Annotated in this window: 18 protein-coding genes and 1 riboswitch; of the genes, 9 read left to right on the top strand and 9 right to left on the bottom strand. The window is 39.2% G+C overall.

Annotated features, from left to right (window positions below; all coding sequences use genetic code 11):
• Window positions 1-32 precede the first annotated feature (32 nt).
• A complete protein-coding gene (locus tag E2L03_RS16275; RefSeq protein WP_134259646.1) occupies window positions 33-869 on the bottom strand; it encodes a class II fructose-bisphosphate aldolase in 837 nt (278 codons plus the stop codon).
• Window positions 870-1,029: 160 nt separating this feature from the next.
• Here E2L03_RS16275 and E2L03_RS16270 point away from each other — a divergent pair, with 160 nt between their 5' ends.
• From E2L03_RS16270 to E2L03_RS16255, 4 genes are all read left to right on the top strand, one after another.
• Complete coding sequence (locus E2L03_RS16270) at window positions 1,030-1,875, top strand: MurR/RpiR family transcriptional regulator (RefSeq protein WP_038483323.1); 846 nt, start codon at window positions 1,030-1,032, stop codon at window positions 1,873-1,875.
• Window positions 1,876-1,926: 51 nt separating this feature from the next.
• Window positions 1,927-3,291: a GntP family permease gene (locus tag E2L03_RS16265; protein ID WP_038483320.1), complete on the top strand. Its 1,365-nt coding sequence runs from the start codon at window positions 1,927-1,929 to the stop codon at window positions 3,289-3,291.
• Window positions 3,292-3,385: 94 nt separating this feature from the next.
• Entirely contained in the window at window positions 3,386-4,291 is a 906-nt protein-coding gene (gene garR, locus E2L03_RS16260; protein ID WP_134259645.1) for a 2-hydroxy-3-oxopropionate reductase, read from the top strand.
• Window positions 4,288-5,721: a four-carbon acid sugar kinase family protein gene (locus tag E2L03_RS16255; protein WP_134259644.1), complete on the top strand. Its 1,434-nt coding sequence runs from the start codon at window positions 4,288-4,290 to the stop codon at window positions 5,719-5,721. The genes garR and E2L03_RS16255 overlap by 4 nt, the downstream gene beginning before the upstream one ends.
• 38 nt (window positions 5,722-5,759) lie before the next feature.
• Here E2L03_RS16255 and E2L03_RS16250 read toward each other — a convergent pair whose 3' ends face one another.
• From E2L03_RS16250 to E2L03_RS16235, 4 genes are read right to left on the bottom strand one after another with little or no spacing between them, the layout of a single operon-like run.
• Window positions 5,760-6,674, bottom strand: a complete 915-nt coding sequence (locus E2L03_RS16250; RefSeq protein ID WP_095150703.1) for a ketopantoate reductase family protein — start codon at window positions 6,672-6,674, stop codon at window positions 5,760-5,762.
• A gap of 49 nt (window positions 6,675-6,723) precedes the next feature.
• Window positions 6,724-8,058, bottom strand: a complete 1,335-nt coding sequence (locus tag E2L03_RS16245; protein ID WP_134259643.1) for an MFS transporter — start codon at window positions 8,056-8,058, stop codon at window positions 6,724-6,726.
• 14 nt (window positions 8,059-8,072) lie between these two features.
• Window positions 8,073-9,257 (bottom strand): hypothetical protein, encoded by a 1,185-nt coding sequence (locus E2L03_RS16240; protein ID WP_134259642.1) that lies wholly within the window; start codon window positions 9,255-9,257, stop codon window positions 8,073-8,075.
• Window positions 9,254-9,712: an RNA polymerase sigma factor gene (locus E2L03_RS16235; RefSeq protein ID WP_095150701.1), complete on the bottom strand. Its 459-nt coding sequence runs from the start codon at window positions 9,710-9,712 to the stop codon at window positions 9,254-9,256. Before E2L03_RS16235 ends, E2L03_RS16240 begins: the two co-directional genes overlap by 4 nt.
• A 295-nt stretch (window positions 9,713-10,007) precedes the next feature.
• Here E2L03_RS16235 and E2L03_RS16230 point away from each other — a divergent pair, with 295 nt between their 5' ends.
• The 4 genes from E2L03_RS16230 (at window position 10,008) to E2L03_RS16215 (ending at window position 14,642) form a co-directional block, all read left to right on the top strand.
• Window positions 10,008-10,664 (top strand): MOSC domain-containing protein, encoded by a 657-nt coding sequence (locus tag E2L03_RS16230; RefSeq protein WP_038483299.1) that lies wholly within the window; start codon window positions 10,008-10,010, stop codon window positions 10,662-10,664.
• Window positions 10,665-10,680: 16 nt separating this feature from the next.
• On the top strand, window positions 10,681-11,622 hold the full coding sequence (locus E2L03_RS16225) for an NAD(P)-dependent oxidoreductase (protein ID WP_038483296.1): 942 nt from the start codon (window positions 10,681-10,683) through the stop codon (window positions 11,620-11,622).
• Between the two features lie 163 nt (window positions 11,623-11,785).
• Window positions 11,786-12,850, top strand: coding sequence for a dual-specificity RNA methyltransferase RlmN (gene rlmN / locus E2L03_RS16220; RefSeq protein ID WP_055736846.1), 1,065 nt, complete (start codon window positions 11,786-11,788; stop codon window positions 12,848-12,850).
• Window positions 12,851-13,004: 154 nt separating this feature from the next.
• The gene (locus E2L03_RS16215; RefSeq protein ID WP_095150699.1) at window positions 13,005-14,642 is read left to right on the top strand and encodes a BCCT family transporter; all 1,638 of its coding nucleotides are present in this window, start codon (window positions 13,005-13,007) and stop codon (window positions 14,640-14,642) included.
• Between the two features lie 88 nt (window positions 14,643-14,730).
• Here E2L03_RS16215 and E2L03_RS20555 read toward each other — a convergent pair whose 3' ends face one another.
• The 3 genes from E2L03_RS20555 to E2L03_RS16205 all read right to left on the bottom strand — a co-directional run bounded on the left by E2L03_RS20555 (window position 14,731) and on the right by E2L03_RS16205 (window position 17,181).
• Window positions 14,731-14,868, bottom strand: a complete 138-nt coding sequence (locus E2L03_RS20555; protein ID WP_158318551.1) for a hypothetical protein — start codon at window positions 14,866-14,868, stop codon at window positions 14,731-14,733.
• Window positions 14,865-15,959, bottom strand: coding sequence for a Rap family tetratricopeptide repeat protein (locus tag E2L03_RS16210; protein WP_038483287.1), 1,095 nt, complete (start codon window positions 15,957-15,959; stop codon window positions 14,865-14,867). The genes E2L03_RS20555 and E2L03_RS16210 overlap by 4 nt, the downstream gene beginning before the upstream one ends.
• A gap of 145 nt (window positions 15,960-16,104) precedes the next feature.
• The gene (locus E2L03_RS16205; protein WP_038483285.1) at window positions 16,105-17,181 is read right to left on the bottom strand and encodes a metallophosphoesterase; all 1,077 of its coding nucleotides are present in this window, start codon (window positions 17,179-17,181) and stop codon (window positions 16,105-16,107) included.
• Between the two features lie 169 nt (window positions 17,182-17,350).
• Window positions 17,351-17,454: riboswitch (TPP riboswitch) on the top strand.
• A gap of 71 nt (window positions 17,455-17,525) precedes the next feature.
• Here E2L03_RS16205 and tenA point away from each other — a divergent pair.
• Window positions 17,526-18,197: a thiaminase II gene (gene tenA / locus E2L03_RS16200; protein ID WP_038483283.1), complete on the top strand. Its 672-nt coding sequence runs from the start codon at window positions 17,526-17,528 to the stop codon at window positions 18,195-18,197.
• A gap of 37 nt (window positions 18,198-18,234) precedes the next feature.
• Here tenA and E2L03_RS16195 read toward each other — a convergent pair whose 3' ends face one another.
• Window positions 18,235-19,296: an acyltransferase family protein gene (locus tag E2L03_RS16195; RefSeq protein WP_124742587.1), complete on the bottom strand. Its 1,062-nt coding sequence runs from the start codon at window positions 19,294-19,296 to the stop codon at window positions 18,235-18,237.
• Window positions 19,297-19,433 lie beyond the last annotated feature (137 nt).

Below are 19,433 nucleotides of genomic sequence, written 5' to 3'. Positions count from 1 at the left end.
GACCCTTTTTAGGTCGCTTCCATCTTTGGTTCTTAATTATTTTTATAAAGTGTCACAATTTTTTCCATATGATCGACCATTGCATGTTGAGCGTTTTCCATGACGACACTTAAGTGTGCTTTTGAATTTTCTTTTACTGTTTTAGCAATACTTTCTACAGCAGTTAGAGAAATTTCCGTATTAACGTTTATTTTGCGAATCCCTTTTTCAATAGCTTGAAGTACTTCTTTTTCAGGCGTTCCTGACCCGCCGTGTAAAACAAGTGGCGTCTCAATTCGTTCTTTTAATGCGTCAAGTAAATCTAAGCGAATCTCTGGGTCACCGTCATACATACCATGAACCGTTCCAATAGAAGCTGCAAGAAAATCGACGTTTGTCTTTCGAACAAAATCGGCTGCTTCATCAGGATCTGTTAAGCGACCGTCCCCTTCTTCTTCATCAGAAAACGCGCCTTTTTGCATAGAACCTATCTCTGCTTCAACATCAACTCCATGCTCATGAGCAAAATCAACGACTTCTTTTGTTTGCTTAATGTTCTCTTCCAAAGATAAAGCTGATCCATCGAACATAACCGATGTGAATCCAGCATGAACGGCGCGACGAATCGTTTCAAACTCATAACTATGATCCAGATGAAGAGCTACGTCAACGGAAGCTTGTTCGGCAATCACCTTTGTAAATGTAGCAAACGCTTCTAAACTCATATAATCCTTGTATCGTTCACCGTACGCGATAATCACTGGTTGCTGTTGATTTTCTGCTGCTTGAACAGCAGCTTGGATGGTTTCAGCATTGTAACAATTAAATGCAGCAATAGCTGTATTTGTTTTTTCCGCATAAGTAAGAACGTCTTTTGTTGTAGTAAACATTACCAATTCCTCCTGTTTTGTAGTTATAACTACATGTTAAGCACATAATAAGCCTCTATTTTATACAAATCAAGTCGAAATATGTAGAAAAAGAAAAATATCCTGTTGTGTAAGCGTTATATATGTAGTAATATTACTACAGAAATGAGGAGGGAAGAGAATGCTTCGGTTTGAAGAACGCATTACGCTTAAAAAGAAATCGCTTACGGCAACTGAAGAAAAAATCATTCATCAGTTAAAAGTGCAGGACAAACCATTTCTTCTGTCTATGGGAGAATTAGCAATGCTAAGTGAAGTAAGTGAACCGAGTGTTGTTCGCCTGTATAAAAAGCTTGAATATCAATCCTATCAAGAGCTTAAAGTTGCTTTAGCGCAAGAAATGGCTGATATGAAACCGTCTTCTTTAGAAATTATTGATATTGCGAAGGAAGATACGGCAGAAACCATTTTCGAAAAAATGGCTGATCAAGTTTTTCAAGCCATGGCTCTAACAAAAGAAAAGCTCTCAAATGAACGTGTAGAAGAAGCAGTTCAAGCCATTATTGAAGCAAACAGACTTTACTTCTTTGGTCAGGGATTATCTGCCACAATGGCTGAAGACGGTGCGCACAAATTTATGCGCTTAGGTGGGAATGTTCTTTCAGTGAAAGATCCGCATTATCAAGCGATCTATGCAAGTCACATGACGAACAAAGATGTCATTGTGGCGATTTCTCATTCTGGAGAAACGACGAATATATATGAAGTGTTAACGATGGCTAAGAAACACGGGGCCTATCTTATTGTCATTACGGCAAATGAACATTCTAGTATTGCCGATGTTGCAGACAATGTTTTACTCACTCAGGCTCATGAAACAAAGCGTCAATCGGATGCAATGATTTCAAGGCTCGTTCAACTCGTCTTAATGGATACGCTTTATACAAGAGTTGCAGCTGAAGCGGGAGATGATGGGAAGAAAAAAATAAATCAATCACGTTTAGCCGTAACACGCATGAAAAAATAACGATTTACAAACGCTAAAACAAGTAAAAACACAATTTAATGAGGTGGGCTCATGTTAACTGGCAATGGATTAATTATCGGATTTGTTGTCGCTCTTATCGTTCTTTTTATTCTTATTATGAAATTTAAATGGGATGCATTTATCTCATTGCTCGTTATCGCTGTTGGACTTGGTCTTGTTTCGGCCATTCCTACACGAAATGTACCGACTGTTGTGGCGGAAGGGTTTGGGGCTACGCTTACAGGAGTTGGGATTTTAATTGGTCTTGGAATTATTTTTGGACAGTTCCTTGCTGCTTCTGGTGCAATTGAAAAAATTGCTAGCTCTATGTTGCGGGCATTTGGTATAAAAAATTCTCCATACGCTTTGGCTGCTACAGCTACAACAGTGGCAATTCCGGTATTTTTTGATGCAGCCTTTATTATTTTAAATAAACTCGTACAAAGCTTATCGATTAAAACAAAAATCTCTTTGGCGACCTTTGTAGCTATTCTTGCTATTGGCTTGATTGTGTCCCATAGCTTAATTATACCAACTCCTGGTCCTTTAGTTGTTGCAGACCAAATGGGCACAGACATTGGCATATTCTTTCTCTATGGCCTACTTGTAGCTATTCCTGCAACGTTAGTAGGCGGTGTTCTTTATGGAAAATTTATCGGAAAACGAATTCCAAATGGCAATCGTTTAGATGATGCAGTTGAAGATATCGAAAACGTTGATAACACAGTATCACGTGAAATACCGACTTGGCTTTCCTATGCAATGCTTGCATTACCAATTGTACTTATATTATCGAACACATTAATTAATAACGTCATCTATCGAAATGATCAAGAGCAAATCATTCCGACAATCTTTGCCACAATTGGTGACAAAAACATGGCACTCTTAATTAGTGTTGTTGTCGCAATGTTTGTTTTGCCTAAATACATTAAAGAATCAACTCCGACAGTCTTTCGTCAAGCATTTGAAGCTTCTGGTATGGTCGTTTTAATTACAGGTGCTGGTGGAGCTTTTGGACGAGTTGTACAAGAAACAGGTTTAGGTGACTTATTAATAAGTGTTATGCAGGGAATGAACATGCCTGCGCTTTTATTAGGTTTTGTTTTTGCGCAAATCTTAAGAGCTTCTCTTGGCAGTGCAACAGTCGCTCTTGTTACAACAGCAAGCATCTTAGGGCCAATGGCGATGGATCTAGGTGTGTCGCCAGTTTTACTGGGACTAGCCATTTGTGCAGGAGGTATCGGTCTTTCATTACCGAACGACTCGGGCTTTTGGGTTGTTTCTAAATTTGGTCGATTGTCCGTTGCAGAAACGCTACGAGTTTGGAGTTTAGGCGGATTCATCGCTGGAGTAACAGCGCTTGCCTTTATTTTCTTCTTAAGTGCAATCGCAGGATTTTTGCCAGGACTTTAAATGACAATGGAAAAACCGACTACTTAGTTGGTTTTTTCCAGGTTTTCTTACAGAAATGAACCATTAACAACAGAGATAAAGGTGGAGAAGAAACATGAACAAACGTGTAGGATTTATTGGATTAGGTATTATGGGTATGCCAATGACGCGGAATTTACTAAAAGCTGGTTTTAGCGTTACGGCTTTTGACTTGAATCAAGAAGCAGTAAAGGCTATCGCTGCTGAAGGTGCTGTTGCAGCTTCGTCAGGGAAAGAAGTTGCTCAAAACAGCGATGTGATTATTACGATGTTACCAAAAGGTGAACATGTTCGGGCAGCTGTTTTTGGCGTAAATGGGGTAATGGAAGGCGCAGAACAGGGGTTAATTATTGTCGATATGAGCTCTGTATCGCCTGTTGATTCAAAGCAAATGGCAGCACATGTAGCAGAAAAAGGTGTACATTTCTTGGACGCCCCTGTAAGTGGTGGAGAACCTAAAGCCATAGATGGGACGCTTGCTATTATGGTTGGTGGCGAAGAAGACGTTTTTGCCCAAGCAAAACCTGTGCTAGAAGCAATGGGAACTGACATTGTTCTAGTTGGAGATGCTGGTTGTGGAACAACAGCCAAACTAGCAAACCAGATTATTGTTAACTTGAACATTGCAGCTGTTTCGGAGGCGCTTGTGTTGGCATCTAAGGCAGGTATTGATATTGAAAAGATGTACCAAGCCATTCGAGGCGGGCTAGCTGGCAGCACCGTCATGGACGCAAAAATACCGATGATTTTAGATCGCAATTTTGTTGCTGGTGGCCGAATTGATATTAATATGAAGGACTTAACGAACGTTATGAATACAGCTCATGAGATGCACGTACCATTACCACTTTCTAGCCAACTACTTGAAATCTTCCATTCGTTAAGCGCTGATGGTAAACAAGCAATCGATCACGGTGGCATTGTTCAGCATTATGAGAAGCTAGCCAATGTCATCGTTCAGCGTAAGGAGGATAAAGAATGAAACAGTTAAATGCGGAAGAGACGTTTGCAAGCATTAAGGCTGTCAATCGCAATGAAATACAGTCACTGTTAAAAGCGGAACAACAAGCTTCTCCCTACAAAATCGTCGTTTTAGATGATGATCCAACAGGCATTCAAACTGTTCATGGCGTTTCTGTATTTACAGATTGGACGAAAGCATCGATTCAAGCTGGTTTTAAAGAAGAGCAATCGATGTTCTTTATATTAACGAATTCACGAGGTTTCACTGAAGAGGAGACCGTTAAGTGCCATGAAGAAATTGCAGAACGTGTACAAGAAGTAGCGGATGAAGAGAATCTTCCATACTTGCTCATTAGCCGAGGTGACTCAACATTACGTGGTCATTATCCATTAGAAACGGAAACCATTAAAACAAAAATTGAATCAATGGGACAAAAACGTTTTGATGGGGAAATTATCATTCCTTTCTTTAAAGAAGGTGGACGCTTTACCATTCATAATATCCATTACGTTCAGAATGGCGAAGTGCTTGTGCCTGCTGGAGAAACCGAATTTGCAAATGACCGCACATTTGGCTTTGCTGCTTCCCATCTAGGTGAGTACATTGAAGAAAAAACAAATGGTCGTTACCAAAAAGAGGAGACAATCTACATTTCTCTTGAAGATTTACGAGCTGTTGCCATTGAAAAAATTACAGCACAATTAACAGCAGCGACTGATTTTCAAAAAATTGTTGTGAATGCAGTTGGCTATGAAGATGTTGAAGTGTTTGCAACAGCTTTACTAAAAGCGTTGAAGCAAGGAAAGCATTATATAGCTCGTAGTGCTGCTGCTTTAACAAAAGTTATTGGTGGAATTGCTGATAAACCGTTACTTAAACGTGAAGATATGGTAACAGAAGGAAGTCAGCATGGTGGACTAATTGCCGTAGGCTCCCATGTGAAAAAAACAACGGAGCAACTTAAGCATCTTCTTGAAAGTGGCTTAGTAAAAGGAATTGAGTTTGATGTTCATCTTGTGCAAGATGACGAGAAATTTGCACAGGAAACGAAGCGCGTACGGCTTGCATGTGAAGAGGCCATTAAAAATGGTGAATCAGTTGTTTATTATACACGTAGAGAACGTCTAGATTTAGGCGACAATATGCAAGAAGAGGAATTGAAACAATCGGTTAAAATTTCTAATGCCGTTACAAGCATTGTAAAAGAGCTAGAAGTTGAACCGAGTTATATTGTCGCAAAAGGCGGCATTACCTCAAGTAGTATTGGTACAATTGGTTTAAGTGTGGAGCGAGCTGTCGTAGCCGGTCAAATCAAACCAGGGATTCCTGTTTGGAAAACAGGACAAGAAAGTAAGTTCCCAGGAAAAGCATATGTAATCTTCCCAGGAAATGTAGGGCAACCTGAGACATTAAAAGAAGCTGTTGCCATTCTTGAAGGAAAAGAGTAAACAAGAGAAGGCGTGGTACATCCATGCCTTCTTTTTGTTTATGTAAGGCTTGCTTCGTAAAGGCTTACATTTGTATAAACAGTTGAAAGTGTTGGGACTTCAATTCCGTGTATTGCAGCCCGTTCCATCAAATACCCTTGAAGATGGTGGGCTTCTGTTGTTGACCCCTGTTCCATATCACGGAGCATGGACGACTTCATATTATCGTTAACGGATTCAAAGGTTCGCATATGATCCGCAATAATCGTTGGGGACAAAGGCGCCTCTTCCGCCTTCATGATCGTAACGCATTCTGTTAGCAATCTTCTTATAAAGGTTCTCCCCTCTTCACTACTGATAATGGGGCCAATACTTGATCGAAAAAGGGTTGTGATGCCTGAAGCCACCGTGATAAACAAGTACTTATGCCAAATTTCTTGTTCGATCGTAGTGGAAAAAAGAAAATCTGCTTTTGTTCCTGATAAGTGTGCTTGTAACTGCTCAATCCGATCTCTTTGGCGATTCGAGCGACTTCCATAAACGAGACGGTGAGCTTGACTAGTTTGTCGAATTGCTCCGGTTGAGTCGATGGCGCTTTCGATGAAACAAAGACCGCCTATCACATTCTCGCCAAATGCTTTATCGAGGGTTTCATAATGCGCAACGCCGTTTAGCAATGGCAAAATCAAAGTTTGGTCGTCTATAAAAGGACGAACATCTTGAATAGCTTGATCAAGGTGGTATGCTTTCGTCGTAAAAATCACGAGGTCAAAGGGGGTTGCCTTATCGTTTGACGTTATCAGTGACGGCGTTAACTGAATGTCTCCGTGAATACTGTTGACGCGTAAACCTTGCTCAATAAGCTTTTTCTTTTTCTTTTCTCTTACTAAAAAGGTAACATCTTCTCCTTTTTCTGCAAGTCTTGCGCCAAAGTATCCACCCACGCCTCCAGCACCAACTGTTAATATTCGCATATGCATTCTCCTTTCCTTTGTAGTATAGAACAAAAGGTACATTTTTTCCTCATAAGCTTGAGCTATCGTAATGGATTCTTTTCTTTTTAGTAGAGAGTCTCTTCTGCTTCACTTTTACTAAAACAGGTAATGACAAGCAGATGATTAGCACAATGCCAGACAAAGCGAACATGGTTTGAACTCCGACTACTTGAGTAAGGATGGCTCCAGTCGGTGGTGCAACAATAACAACAAGGCTTGTAAGTGACTGTGAGATAGAGGCAATACTTGCTACCTCTTCATCTCGTGGAATGGTCTGTATCGCATAATTAATGGTTGTTATTGACAAACCTGTACCGACTCCACATATAAAACCAAGGACAAGTAGAAAATAAGCTGAATGATGAGCTTGAATTTGGCTAAAGCCAATAAATGAAAGTGCAATAAGTACGAGTGATAGACTAATCCAAAAAAGCAAATGGGTAAGTTTTTTCAACCTGTTAAGGATCGACATAATGGTTACCGCCCCAAAACCAATAGCGGATATAACAATCGTAAGAGATTGCGGATCTGTTGAGATTTTCCTAAATAGGATAGGGAATTGGGAATCAACAAATTGAATGCAAAATATACCGATTAAAGACAGACTAAATAACGAAAGAAGTAAAGGGTAAGAGAAAAGGGCTAGCCAACCTGATTTCCATTGTTCATAAAAAGATGTTTTAGCATATGTTTTAGTTGTATTCGTTGACGGAACCAGTTGTTGAATCGAAAATAAAATGGCTGCAGAAATAAGAAAAGCAGCTGCATTAAGGAGTAACAATGTTTGTGGAGCAAGTACGGTTAGAAAGAGCCCTCCAAGAAAAGGAACAATTATTTTGGCGCCTTGACTAACTAGACCATTCCATGACACTGCTTTCAGTCGAAGGTGCTCAGGTATAAGTTCTCGAACAAGGCTTTGCTGGATAGGGTAATGAACAACGTTTGCCGTGCTACGTAAACTTAGTAAAATGAGTGCAAGCCATGGTGTTGGTGAAAAAAAGAGTCCGATGGTGAAGCAGGCTGTTAAACAGTCGGCAAATGCCATTAACCGAATTTTGTGAAAATGTTTGAGTAAGTTCGTTACGAACTGAGACAAAAGAACGTGTGGCAGTGCCAATGCTACTGGAATCAAGCCCAAATAAATGGGGCTTGATTGCCAAATATAAGCGAATAAAACCATTAATGCAATGGAGTCAAACCATTGACCAATAACAGAAATACTGTAAGAGGTGAACAAAGCAGGGTATCCACGAATGCCCCATATGGTTTTGGGAGGTTGTTCTCTTTTTAATGATTTGTCCAGTTGATGAGTCTCTGCTTCTTTGTATAGTCGATCAAGACGATCCTTTGGTGGTAAGTACATTTTCTGACTCCTTCTTATAAACTTAATTCACCATAGTTTGATAGTCCTCGTTCTTGTTGATCAGACGTGTGAATGAGTCCATTTTTATTTTCGATCATTCGTTGTTGAATAACGTGTTTTGATTGTTCATTAAGAACCGATATTTCACCTAAGAGGACGATTGAATGGTCCTTTATGATTTCAGACGATAAGGGATCGTCAAAACGCAGATAACGGTAGACTACAATGGTTGTTGGACTTTCGAGCTGCTGTAATGTTTCCGATTTCCATGTTTCGTTTGTAATGAATCGAAAATCGTCCTTGTACGTATAGACATCTGTTTCAAAGCGGTTTAATACTTCGTATACAAGGTCCTCAATGTCTTCGGAGCAAAGAATAAATGAGTGAGAATGAATTGAAGTGAACGCATCTTGAAACGCTTCTCTTGTAATCGATTTATCAAACACAAGTGGTTTTGTTGTATAGACACGCTCTTGTTTAAATCGTCTGATCGACTTGCTTGATAGTTGAAACACGCTTTTTAGCTGTTTGTAATCAGTAGGAATGATTCTTGTTGTTCCATTTATCGTTACTTTTGACATGACGCTTGCCACTTGATGTTCATAAAGCTCAATTATCCCGTTAATTTGTATCGATTCAATTTTATGGCGTATTTGTTCTAAATCAAGGTCAGCTGCCAATGTAAGGATTCCATTTAGTGCTACATTTGTTTTAGGCGAATAACTATCTACCAATGTGTTTGTTAGTAGAGTATCTCCTGATAAAAGTTTAGGTTCACTTCCTGTGTAGTCTACTGACACGCCAGAGTGTTTTTTTATAAGTCTATTTACTGATCCTTTAAGTGCAGATGGAACGTAAACAATGCCATTTACGATAAACGAGAGTTCTGTCTCTAAGATCGTTTCCAAGCGCAAGTCATTTGAAAACGTTAATAACCCGTTGATAATGATCGTTTGATCTGGTTTAGCATACGTTAATAGTTCATTATCTACAGAGAATAAACCGTTAATGACTTGAGCGTCTTTCGGTATTCTAAGAGAATAGCCTAGGTTGCCAATTGAAAGCTTAGGTACAAGGGAAGCTGTTTCAGTGGAATAAAGCAACAACCCGACGTTGTTAATATGCTGGATCGCTGAAATACTTTCTTCTGTTGCTTCTGTCAAATTAAGTGTTCCTACGTTGCCGATGGTTTTTTTCATTCGTATGCCTCCTGAATTAGTTGTCTTAAGAAACCAATTGCTTTAGTAAGTTGATAGCGTACGGTTCCTGAAGGAATATTTAATGATTTGCCGATTTCAGCGCTAGATAGCCCTAGCCAGTAGCGTTTGAAAACAAGGTCTTTTTGTTTAGGTGGGAGTTTATTAAGAAGCTCAATGATTTCTAGATTGTTAAATTCTGTTGGAAAGAAAACGGGTTCTTTCGTTTCATCCAGACCAATTTCACGCCTGTGTTTTCTTCTCAAGTCAATAAGTTCGTTTTTCATAACCCGATAAAACCATGCTTTTTGTTTATAATAAGGCCATTCATGAAGCTCCTTATAGGAGAGGGATTTTTCCCACGCATATTGGATTAAATCGTTCGCTTCATGTTCATTTGCGGCGATAGAAAGCGCAAAGGATTGTATGTCTCTTTCTAACGCTTTGTGAACAATCATAGATTTAGCACTCCCTCCTTTCAATTGTCTTCACATAGATAACGGTTAACGAACAAGAACTGTTGGCAAAATAAGAAATCTTTTTTATGAAACAGGAACACACTACCGCGACGGTGTTTTGAGCGTCCATTCTAAAGAGATTATAGGCTCCTATTCATTTTAAAGCAGTTGTACGAGTTTTTTAGTGAAATTAGATCAATCCAACCTCGTCAATTATGAATGAATGTGGCATGATAATGATAACGTATTGTACTTGTGTAAACGACAGGTACTTTTTATAAGGGGGAATAAACGGATGGGAAAAATGATCCATGCATTATCTACAGGTTTGCCAAAGGAAATGAAGAAGGACGGGATGAAGCGCTCCATTGTTACAGGCATAAAAAAAGACCGTGTAGAGGAGGTTTTTTTAACGAAAGATGGGTTTAAAGGAGACGATGTGGCAGACAAGCGAAATCACGGCGGACCAGATCGAGCAGTTTGCTTTTACCCATTGGAGCATTATAAAAAATGGGAAGAAGAATTGGGTCGAGTACTTCCGAATGCGGCTTTTGGAGAAAACCTTACGGTGACGAATATGCTAGAAGAGAACGTGTACATAGGAAATATTTACAAGGTAGGCACTGCCCTTGTTCAAATTACACAAGGACGGATTCCATGCAGTACAATAGACCAGTATACTGAGGCTGACACACTACTGAAACGAACAATTGAGACTGGTTTTACAGGGTATTTAGCCCGAGTGCTTGAAGAAGGAACCATTACATCACAATCGACTATTGAGTTAGTGGAAGAACATCCAGAGAAGATGTCAATCCTTACTTGTAACCAGGTCTATTTTGCAAATGAAGATTGGAAAGCAATGGAAGAGATTGCTTCGATTGAACCATTGGCTGAGGACTGGAAGAGACGTTTAGCAAAACGAATGGATCGGCTAAAACAGCAATCATAAGAGGGGAAGTAACGGAATGACACATATTTTTATTTCAGGCGAAATTCCGGTTAGTGGATATGAAGCATTAAAAACGTATTCGGTTAATGTTTATCAGAATGAGGGCGTAATTAGTGAAGATGATTTGATTAAAGGTGTAAGAGAAGCAACAGCTTTACTTTGCCCGTTATCTACAAAGGTAACAAGAAAAGTAATTGAGTCAGCGCCGTCTCTTAAGATTATTGCAAACTATGGTGCTGGATTTGACAACATTGATGTAGTGGCAGCAAAAGAAAGAGGAATTGTAGTCACCAATACCCCAAAAGTATCAACGGATGCCACGGCTGAATTAACATTAGGGTTAATGCTGAGCTTAATGCGTCGGATTCCAGAAGGCGATCAACTTTGTCGCACAGTAGGGTTCAATGGGTGGGCACCATTATTCTTTTTAGGAAGAGAACTAAAAGGGAAAACGTTGGGGATTGTGGGCTATGGAAAGATTGGACAAGCGGTTGCCAAGCGTGCACAAGCATTTGGAATGAACATCTTATATACGGCGAGAGCAAAGAAAGAAACGGAAAACGATATAAACTACCGACCATTTAACCAATTGATTCAAGAAGCGGACATTGTTTCTATACATACAGCCTATTCAAAAGAGACCCATCACTTATTTAAAGAAGAAACATTTAAGCAAATGAAAAACAGTGCCATTCTTTTAAACGTATCGAGGGGTCCTGTTGTTCATGAAGAAGCGTTAGTACATGCGTTAAAACAAAAAGAAATTGCAGGTGCAGCACTTGATGTGTTTGAAAAAGAGCCTCTTATCCATGAAGAATTAAAGACTTTAGCAAATGTTGTCTTAACTCCTCATATAGGGAATGCGACGGTTGAAACACGCGAGGAGATGGCACGACTTGCTGCAGGTAATATTATCTCTTACTTAGAAGAAGGAATGGCGTTAACGCCTATTGGGTAAACAGTCGAGGGCTTATTGATCATACGATCAAAAAGCTTTTTTTGATCTTTCTTTTCTTTTTTATAAAAAGTATGATAGAATAAAGGATTGTAGAATGTATTTATTTAACTATGTGTAGCATTAATATAAATGAAGAACGAAATTGATAGAAAAGAGGGATCATATGCAAAAGCAATCAATTTATGGTCTGACGATGGATAAATTAGCCAACTGGTTTGTTGAGCAAGGCCATAAAAAGTTTAGAGCAACGCAAGTATGGGACTGGCTTTATCGCAAGCGTGTAACAAGTTTTGAAGAAATGTCCAACCTAAATAAAGAAACGGTTTCTTTATTAGAAGAGCATTTTGTGTTCGGATCATTAAAGGAGCACATTCGTCAGGAATCGAAAGACGGTACTGTGAAATTTTTATTCCAACTGAGTGACGGCAATTTAATTGAAACGGTACTCATGACCCATAAATATGGATTTTCTGTTTGTGTGACAACTCAGGTAGGCTGTAACATTGGCTGTAGCTTCTGTGCGAGTGGATTGCTTAAAAAGAATCGTGATTTAACAAGTGGGGAAATTGTTGAACAGATCATGAATGTTCAATTCTTCCTTGATGAGCGTAAAAAAGAAGAGCGTGTTAGTCATATTGTTGTTATGGGGATTGGAGAACCATTTGATAACTTTGACAATACGGTCGACTTTTTAGATATTATTAAAGATCATAAAGGTCTTGCCATTGGAGCGCGCCACATCACTGTATCGACAAGTGGACTTGCTCATAAGATTAAAGAATTTGCAGATCTGAAGAGTCAAGTAAACTTAGCTGTTTCTTTACATGCACCGAACAACGAACTCCGCTCAAAGATTATGAAAATCAATAAAGCGTTCCCGATCGAGAAGCTTATGGATTCCGTTAACTATTATTTAGACAAGACCAATCGACGTGTTACGTACGAATATATTTTGATTAAAGATGTGAACGATCATAAGGAAGAAGCGCTACAATTAGCAGAGTTAATAGGAGATAAGCGTCATCTTTCATACGTGAACTTAATTCCTTATAACCCAGTTGATGAGCATGGTCAATACCAACGAAGTGAGCCTGAAGCAATTCAAGAGTTCTTCCAAACTCTTAAGAAAAAAGGGATTAACTGTGGTGTTCGCTTAGAGCAAGGAACAGATATTGATGCCGCTTGTGGTCAGTTACGAAGTAAACAAGAAAAGAAGCGAGTTGGCTAATCTTTTAAGACTATGGATACAATCCATAGTCTTTTTTTGTAGCGACTATTTGTTTGCTTGAGGTTTTAATCATACGAAAGAAGGAAATAGGTAGTAGGAATATTGAGGGTTTTTGTCGATAAAATAAGAAAAAAATCCTAAAGGAGGCGTTTAGTTGAAAAAGAATACACTTACCGTTGTCTTTTGGTGTTCTCTCCTATTAGCGAGCGTGTTTATCTTATGGGGCATCTTTTTACCAGAAAACGTTGAGAGCGTGTTAGGAGCAGTTGATGGTTTCGTTGCATCAAATTTAGGTTGGGTCTACATATTGGCAACAACAGGTTTTGTCCTCTTAGCATTGTTTTTAATTTTTGGTCCGTTCGGTAAAATTACATTAGGAAAACCAGACGAAAAACCAGAATACAGTTATTTTACTTGGTTTGCTTTTTTGTTTACTGCTGGCATGGGTGTCGGACTCGTATTCTTCGGTGTGACAGAGCCATTAACGCATTATTACAGTCCGCCAACAACGGAAGCCAATAGTATCGCAGCCGCAGAAGAATCCCTCTTATACACATTATTTCATTGGGGATTTCACCCCTGGGCAACGTATGCCATTGTTGCTTTAGCCCTTTCTTATTTTAAATTTAGGCATAATTCCCCTGCGCTTATATCTTCGGCCTTTACGCCGTTAATTGGAAAGCATGCTCAAGGTGGAATTGGTCATAGTATTGACATCTTAGCTGTCTTTGCAACGATTTTTGGTATTGCAACATCGTTAGGGTTAGGAGCATCGCAAATTACGGCTGGTTTGAGCTATAGCTTTGAAGGGATAGAGAATTCAACGTTTACAACACTAGTGGTTATTGCCGTCGTAACGGTTGCGTTTATTTTATCTGCGGCATCTGGAGTCGATAAAGGCATTCGATACCTTAGCTGGATGAATATTGTTGTAGCCATTGCGCTTATGATTTTTGTTTTTCTGTTAGGATCTAGCATTCAGATGATTGAATCCTTTACGACAACAGTAGGGAACTATCTTCAAAATCTACCTAGCATGACATTTGGCATGAACGCTTTTACTGGTGAACGAGAATTTCTGAATGATTGGACCTTGTTTTATTGGGCATGGTGGATTGGTTGGTCGCCATTTGTAGGAACATTTATAGCTCGAGTGTCAAGAGGAAGAACCATCCGGGAGTTTGTTATTGGAGTAATGGGCGTACCCGTTTTATTTAGTGCCATTTGGTTTTCAATCTTCGGTGTTGCGGGTTTAGAAATGGATGCGAATCAAAGCGGTGGTTTGTATCAATTAATTATGGATCAAGGAAATGAAGTGGCGTTATTTGCCTTTTTAGAGTCGTACCCGATGGCTCCAGTTATTATGGGAATAGCCATTTTACTTATTGCTTCCTTCTTTGTGACATCTGCTGATGCAGCCACATTCGTATTAGGTATGTTGACAACAGGTGGAAGGCTCAACCCAAGTGTAAAAGTGAAAATCGCTTGGGGACTTATTTTAGCAGCTACAGCAGCTGCACTCTTGATATCTGGTGGTTTAGAAGCATTGGAGATGGCAATGCTTATAGCTGCATTCCCATTTGTGTTTGTTGTTTTATTGATGGCTATCTCATTGATGAAAGCATTAAGCAGTGAGTACGATATTTTAAAATTGGAAAGGAAACATCGAGATTGGGATCCAAGGTATCAAAAAGAATCCCATCAAGAATTAGAAGAAATGAAGGAAGAATTTGATAAGAACATCCCCGAAGAATCTATTCAAGGTGACGGAGAAAGCAAGGATAGTAAGTAAAGAGACGTATGTGACGAAATTTGCTTCCAGCATAAAAAAAACGTATCCCTTAGAATGAGGGATACGTTTTTCATAAGGCACGATGGACTTATCTACCATCGGCTTTATCTAAAGCTGTGATAGAACGACCGTCTGCTTTGTCAGCAGAATGACTAGCGTCTAAACTGAAGCTACCAATGGACAAAGCAACTGCTAGTGTAACAAGAAGAAACGTTTTCTTTTTCATGTTTGTTCAACTCCTATACAAGATTGATGAATGCGCATTCGATGTGCCATTCTCATGAAGTGCAATGCTTTCTCAAACTCTCCAAGCTTTGAATACACGTCAACTACTTCTTCTGCTAGTTCAGAAGCTTCAAAGTATAATTCGGCTTGTTGTAATGCTTCAAGCCCTTCATTGATCATCTCTGTATCATTTAACACGTAAAGGCCGAGGCTTACTTTACAGCGGATGACATATTCAGTCATATGAAGGGACTGAACTTTATGTGATATGGTATTTAATATGTCATGATTTTCTTTTTTATTCGGCTCTTTTCTTAGCTTCACATTAATGAGGTTGTATTCTGTTTTTGCTCCGACTACCGAATCTCTATGTTCTTTAATTAGAAGTGCCTCTTCAAAATACTGGATCGCTTCATCTTGTCGGTTTTGTTTGACTCGATTTAAACCGAGAATTCTCAAGAGAAGTGCTCGTGTAACAGGATACGGCTTAGAACGTCTAAAGGCATGTTGCAGTAAATCTTCTGCTTCTTCAAATTTATGAAGTTCCGTACTAATTCCACCTAAGAAAATATGGATGTTGAGCACAATTTCTTCATGATCGGGTTTCTTCTCAAAGATTTCAAGTGCTTGCTCAAAATAAGAAACAGCAAAGATGTATTGGTCTACTCGATAATAGCTAATAGCAGATCGATAATAAAATTCTGCTTTTTCAATTTGATCAGGTACTTGTTCTAAAAGTCTCTCTGCTATTTTATAGGAGCGAACAGCAGATTTATAACGTCCGTTATGAAATTCATTCTGCCCGTACATAAAGTAGTACATAAACTGCATGTACTCATCAGTTGCTTTGTCAGCAATCGCAATTGCTGCAAATTGTTTTTGCTCGCTTGCATTTGGTTCAATAAATAATTGATGTCTAAAGTTTACTAATTCATAATAGGACTTTACTTTTTCATCAGGAACCATTCGGTTCATCAACTGATTGACTTCATGTTTGGAAAGAATGGCTTGCTCCCGATCATAGGAAATGATGCAACTATACCACTCGACTATTTTAGCTCCGACTTCTGGTGCGGCTACAGTTGAAGACATTTGTGCAGCCTCCCTTCCTACCTGGTAGTTGTTTCATTATAACGTGTATAACAGCAGTTGAATAGAGAAGACAGATATTTCCCAACTTTCTATGAAGGATTAGAGGCAGGTTGTCTATTTTTATGCAGTACAAAGAAGCCAATTCTTAAAGTTTTACGGTTATCATAATGATTTCAGAGCGACTACCAATTCTAAGGGCAGGACCCCAAAATCCAAATCCAGACGTTGTAAAAGAGTGGAGTTGGTCGATTTGTTTGTATCCCCAATCATTCTCATAGATTGCTTGAGTAAGTAAATTTCCAGGAAAGAGTTGTCCACGGTGTGTATGACCAGAAAAAATCATATCCACATTGTGAGTAGCAGCTTCAACCGTTTCGTGTGGCTGGTGATCCATCATAATAATTGGAAGCTGTTCGTTCGCGTGTTCCATTAGTTCTGCTATACTCTTTCGGTCAATATCAGTTTCATCTTTACGCCCAATGACGGTGAAAAGTCCATCTACATGTATGTGTTCATCTAACAAGACAGTAACTCCGCTAGAACGAAGCTCTTGTGTTAGTAAAGAAAGGTCACCCCCGTAATAATCATGATTCCCTGGGACCGCATAGACACCGAGTGGTGCATCAAGTTGTAAAAAGCCATCGGCAATTTGTTCTTCAATAAAAGTGTCCATGTTGTCATCAATAATGTCTCCGGCAAGAAAAATGGCATCAGGGGATTCTTGTTCAACAAGTTGAAGGAAGCGTTCAAAATGGTTCATGCCGATAACAGTGCCAAAATGAAAGTCCGCACCAAGTAAAAAACGAATTTCTTGAGTCGGTTCCTCTGTAAGTGAAACGTCATAGTAGCGAATTGTCGGTGACCAAGCGTTAAAGGAACCAACAATAAGAATGCACAAAAAGCAAAACGATAAGATATAACCAGAAAGCAGATGAATAAGAGGCTTTCTTCCAGATAGAAAATAGATCAGGTTCACGAGAGGAAGAAGGAGTAATCCGTACCCAACAATAGTGAGCCAGTAGCCTCCAATTAGTTCCAATAGCCTTGATGAAACAATAAATGAGGCGATGAATGCAACAGATAAAAAGATAATGATTATCGTATAAGATCTTCTGTAACCAAAACCAAAACTCCTTTTAAGCCATCGATACCCGTTAAAGGCTACGTAGTAACAAGCAAGGCCGTAGAGGCATAAAAAAAGAAAAAAGTAAACGTACATCATGATGGGCGATACTCCTCGCATCTAGAATTATCAAAAGCATAGCATGAACACTGCAAAAGCAACAATTTAAAGTCAATCACGTAGTAGAAAGAATGGAAAGGAGTGTGGGGATGTGCAAGGACCTGTCTTGCACAAACCTTCTTGATGTTCTAAGATGAAACGAGTAAGTTAAAATCACTAGGGGTGCCATAAACGGCTGAGAGAGGTAATGAACCTTAACCCTTATAACCTGATCTAGTTTGGACTAGCGGAGGGAAGTGTATACGAATCAGTTTTTAAGATGACGTGTACCCACTTTCCTTTTTCAGAAAGTGGTTTTTTATTTTTAACTAAGGAGTGATTGTATGTCATTTACACAGCGTATTCGTTTACGTGCAGATGCCATCTGGAAAGCGAGTCATGACCATCCGTTTGTTCAAGGCATTGGTAATGGTACATTACCAAAAGAATCGTTCAAGTATTATATGAAGCAAGACTATAAGTATTTAATTGAGTACTCGAAAGTGATGGCAATGGGAGTAGTACTTGCCCCTGATTTAAAAACAATGTCTGGCTTTGCTACAGCTCTTGACGAAACATTAAATACAGAGATGGAGCTTCATCGTACATACGCTGAACGACTTGGTGTAAGTCGAGAGGAATTAGAAGCAACTGTACCAGGACCAGTTACGTTAGCTTACAGTAGTGCAATGCTAGCAGAAGCACAAAAAGGGTCTTTGGCTGAATTAATTGCATCAATTTTACCGTGTGCTTGGAGTTATTATGAAATTGGAAAAGCCCTTGCAGCTCTACCAGGAGCACTGGATCATGAGTACTATGGAGAATGGGTAAGAATGTATTCATCAGAGGATTTTGGATCCATTGCCGACTGGTTAATTGCTACTCTCGACCAGCTAGCTGAATCAAAATCAGCTGAAGAGCTTGATCGTTTAGAAGCGATCTTCTTAAATACAAGCCGTTACGAATATATGTTTTGGGATATGGCATATAAACAAGAAAGTTGGCCAGTAGCGTAAAAAGAACCCCGTTACGATCTATTCGTAACGGGGTTTCTTAGATACTTTTAGGGTAGCTTTTCTCTCGAAATGAGACTTGAGGGGTTCTCATTTTCGTCTTCTTATTCGTCTCTTTCTTACCTAGGAACCATGGATGTTTGTTGAAAAAGACAATAAATGGAATGGTTAATAAGAGTGTTACACCTGTAAACAGAAGGGTCCAAGGAAGCGTATTAGCCGTATCAAGATTGACCCCAAATCCATAGTGCATCATGGCTTTTACCAAATTCAAAACGGGCATATGAACGAGCAATACAATAATGGAATTTGAGCCTAAATAGAGCAACCCTTTTGTATGTTGAAGTTTTTGAATCAACATGAGAAAAGCAATCATGCCTAAGATAGCTGCTGGATAAAACAAGTACGCTTCTCCTAAAATATTCCCACGCATATCAATGCGTTCATTAAACGATTGAATAATGTACATGAGGCTAAAGAAACTGACTGTTATAGGAGCAACGATTTTCCAAGAGTACGTTTTCCAGAATGTTTTTGTTAAAAATCCAAGTCCATAAAAAACAACGGCAGTAAGAGCAACAAATCCGTTCCAAGGAATGGCGAATTGTAAAAATGTTGAACCATAACCTAAAATAGCGGCCGTCAGTAAGAACAGTCCGATCCATTTTCCACGGCTCAAACGATAATAGAAAAAGAATAAGAGTTCAACTAAAAATAAGCAAGTTAAGAACCAAATTGCAGGATTATAAGTTAATTGATAGTTCTCTGGTGTCGATAAAAAGATCCCGGTAAAAGGGTGGATTGGATCAACATTCTCGCCTGGTGTAAATGGGAGATGACGAAAAAGGACAAACCAAGTCACATAGGTTATGGCTGAAAAGATAAAATAGGGTAGCAGTAGTCCGCGCGCTTTCTTTTTAACAAAAGTAAGTGGCGCTTGGCGACTAGGCTTGAATACCACGCCAGATAAATAGAAGAATAAGGGCATATGAAAAGCAAATAAAAAGGCGCGGAGCTCTGGATTCATCGGTGCATGACTCATAATAACGAGAATAATACCGAGTCCTTTCGCTGCATCAATCCAATGAATTCGTTTTTCCACTTTTGTTCACCGCCTTCTCTCTGTTCATGTTCTTGTACAAGTTAGTATACGTAAGAACGAACAGATGAGAAGGGATAAACGCAACTTTACACATACCTTTAAGGGAGTGCGGTTTATTGCGGAAGCTTTGCGGTTAT

Origin of the sequence: Shouchella oshimensis, from assembly GCF_004375095.1 — a bacterium.
In the GTDB taxonomy this organism is placed as follows: Bacteria; Bacillota; Bacilli; order Bacillales; family Bacillaceae_D; genus Shouchella; species Shouchella oshimensis.
Note: the sequence above shows the minus strand (reverse complement) of the source record. Positions and strands in the feature narration are given on the sequence as shown.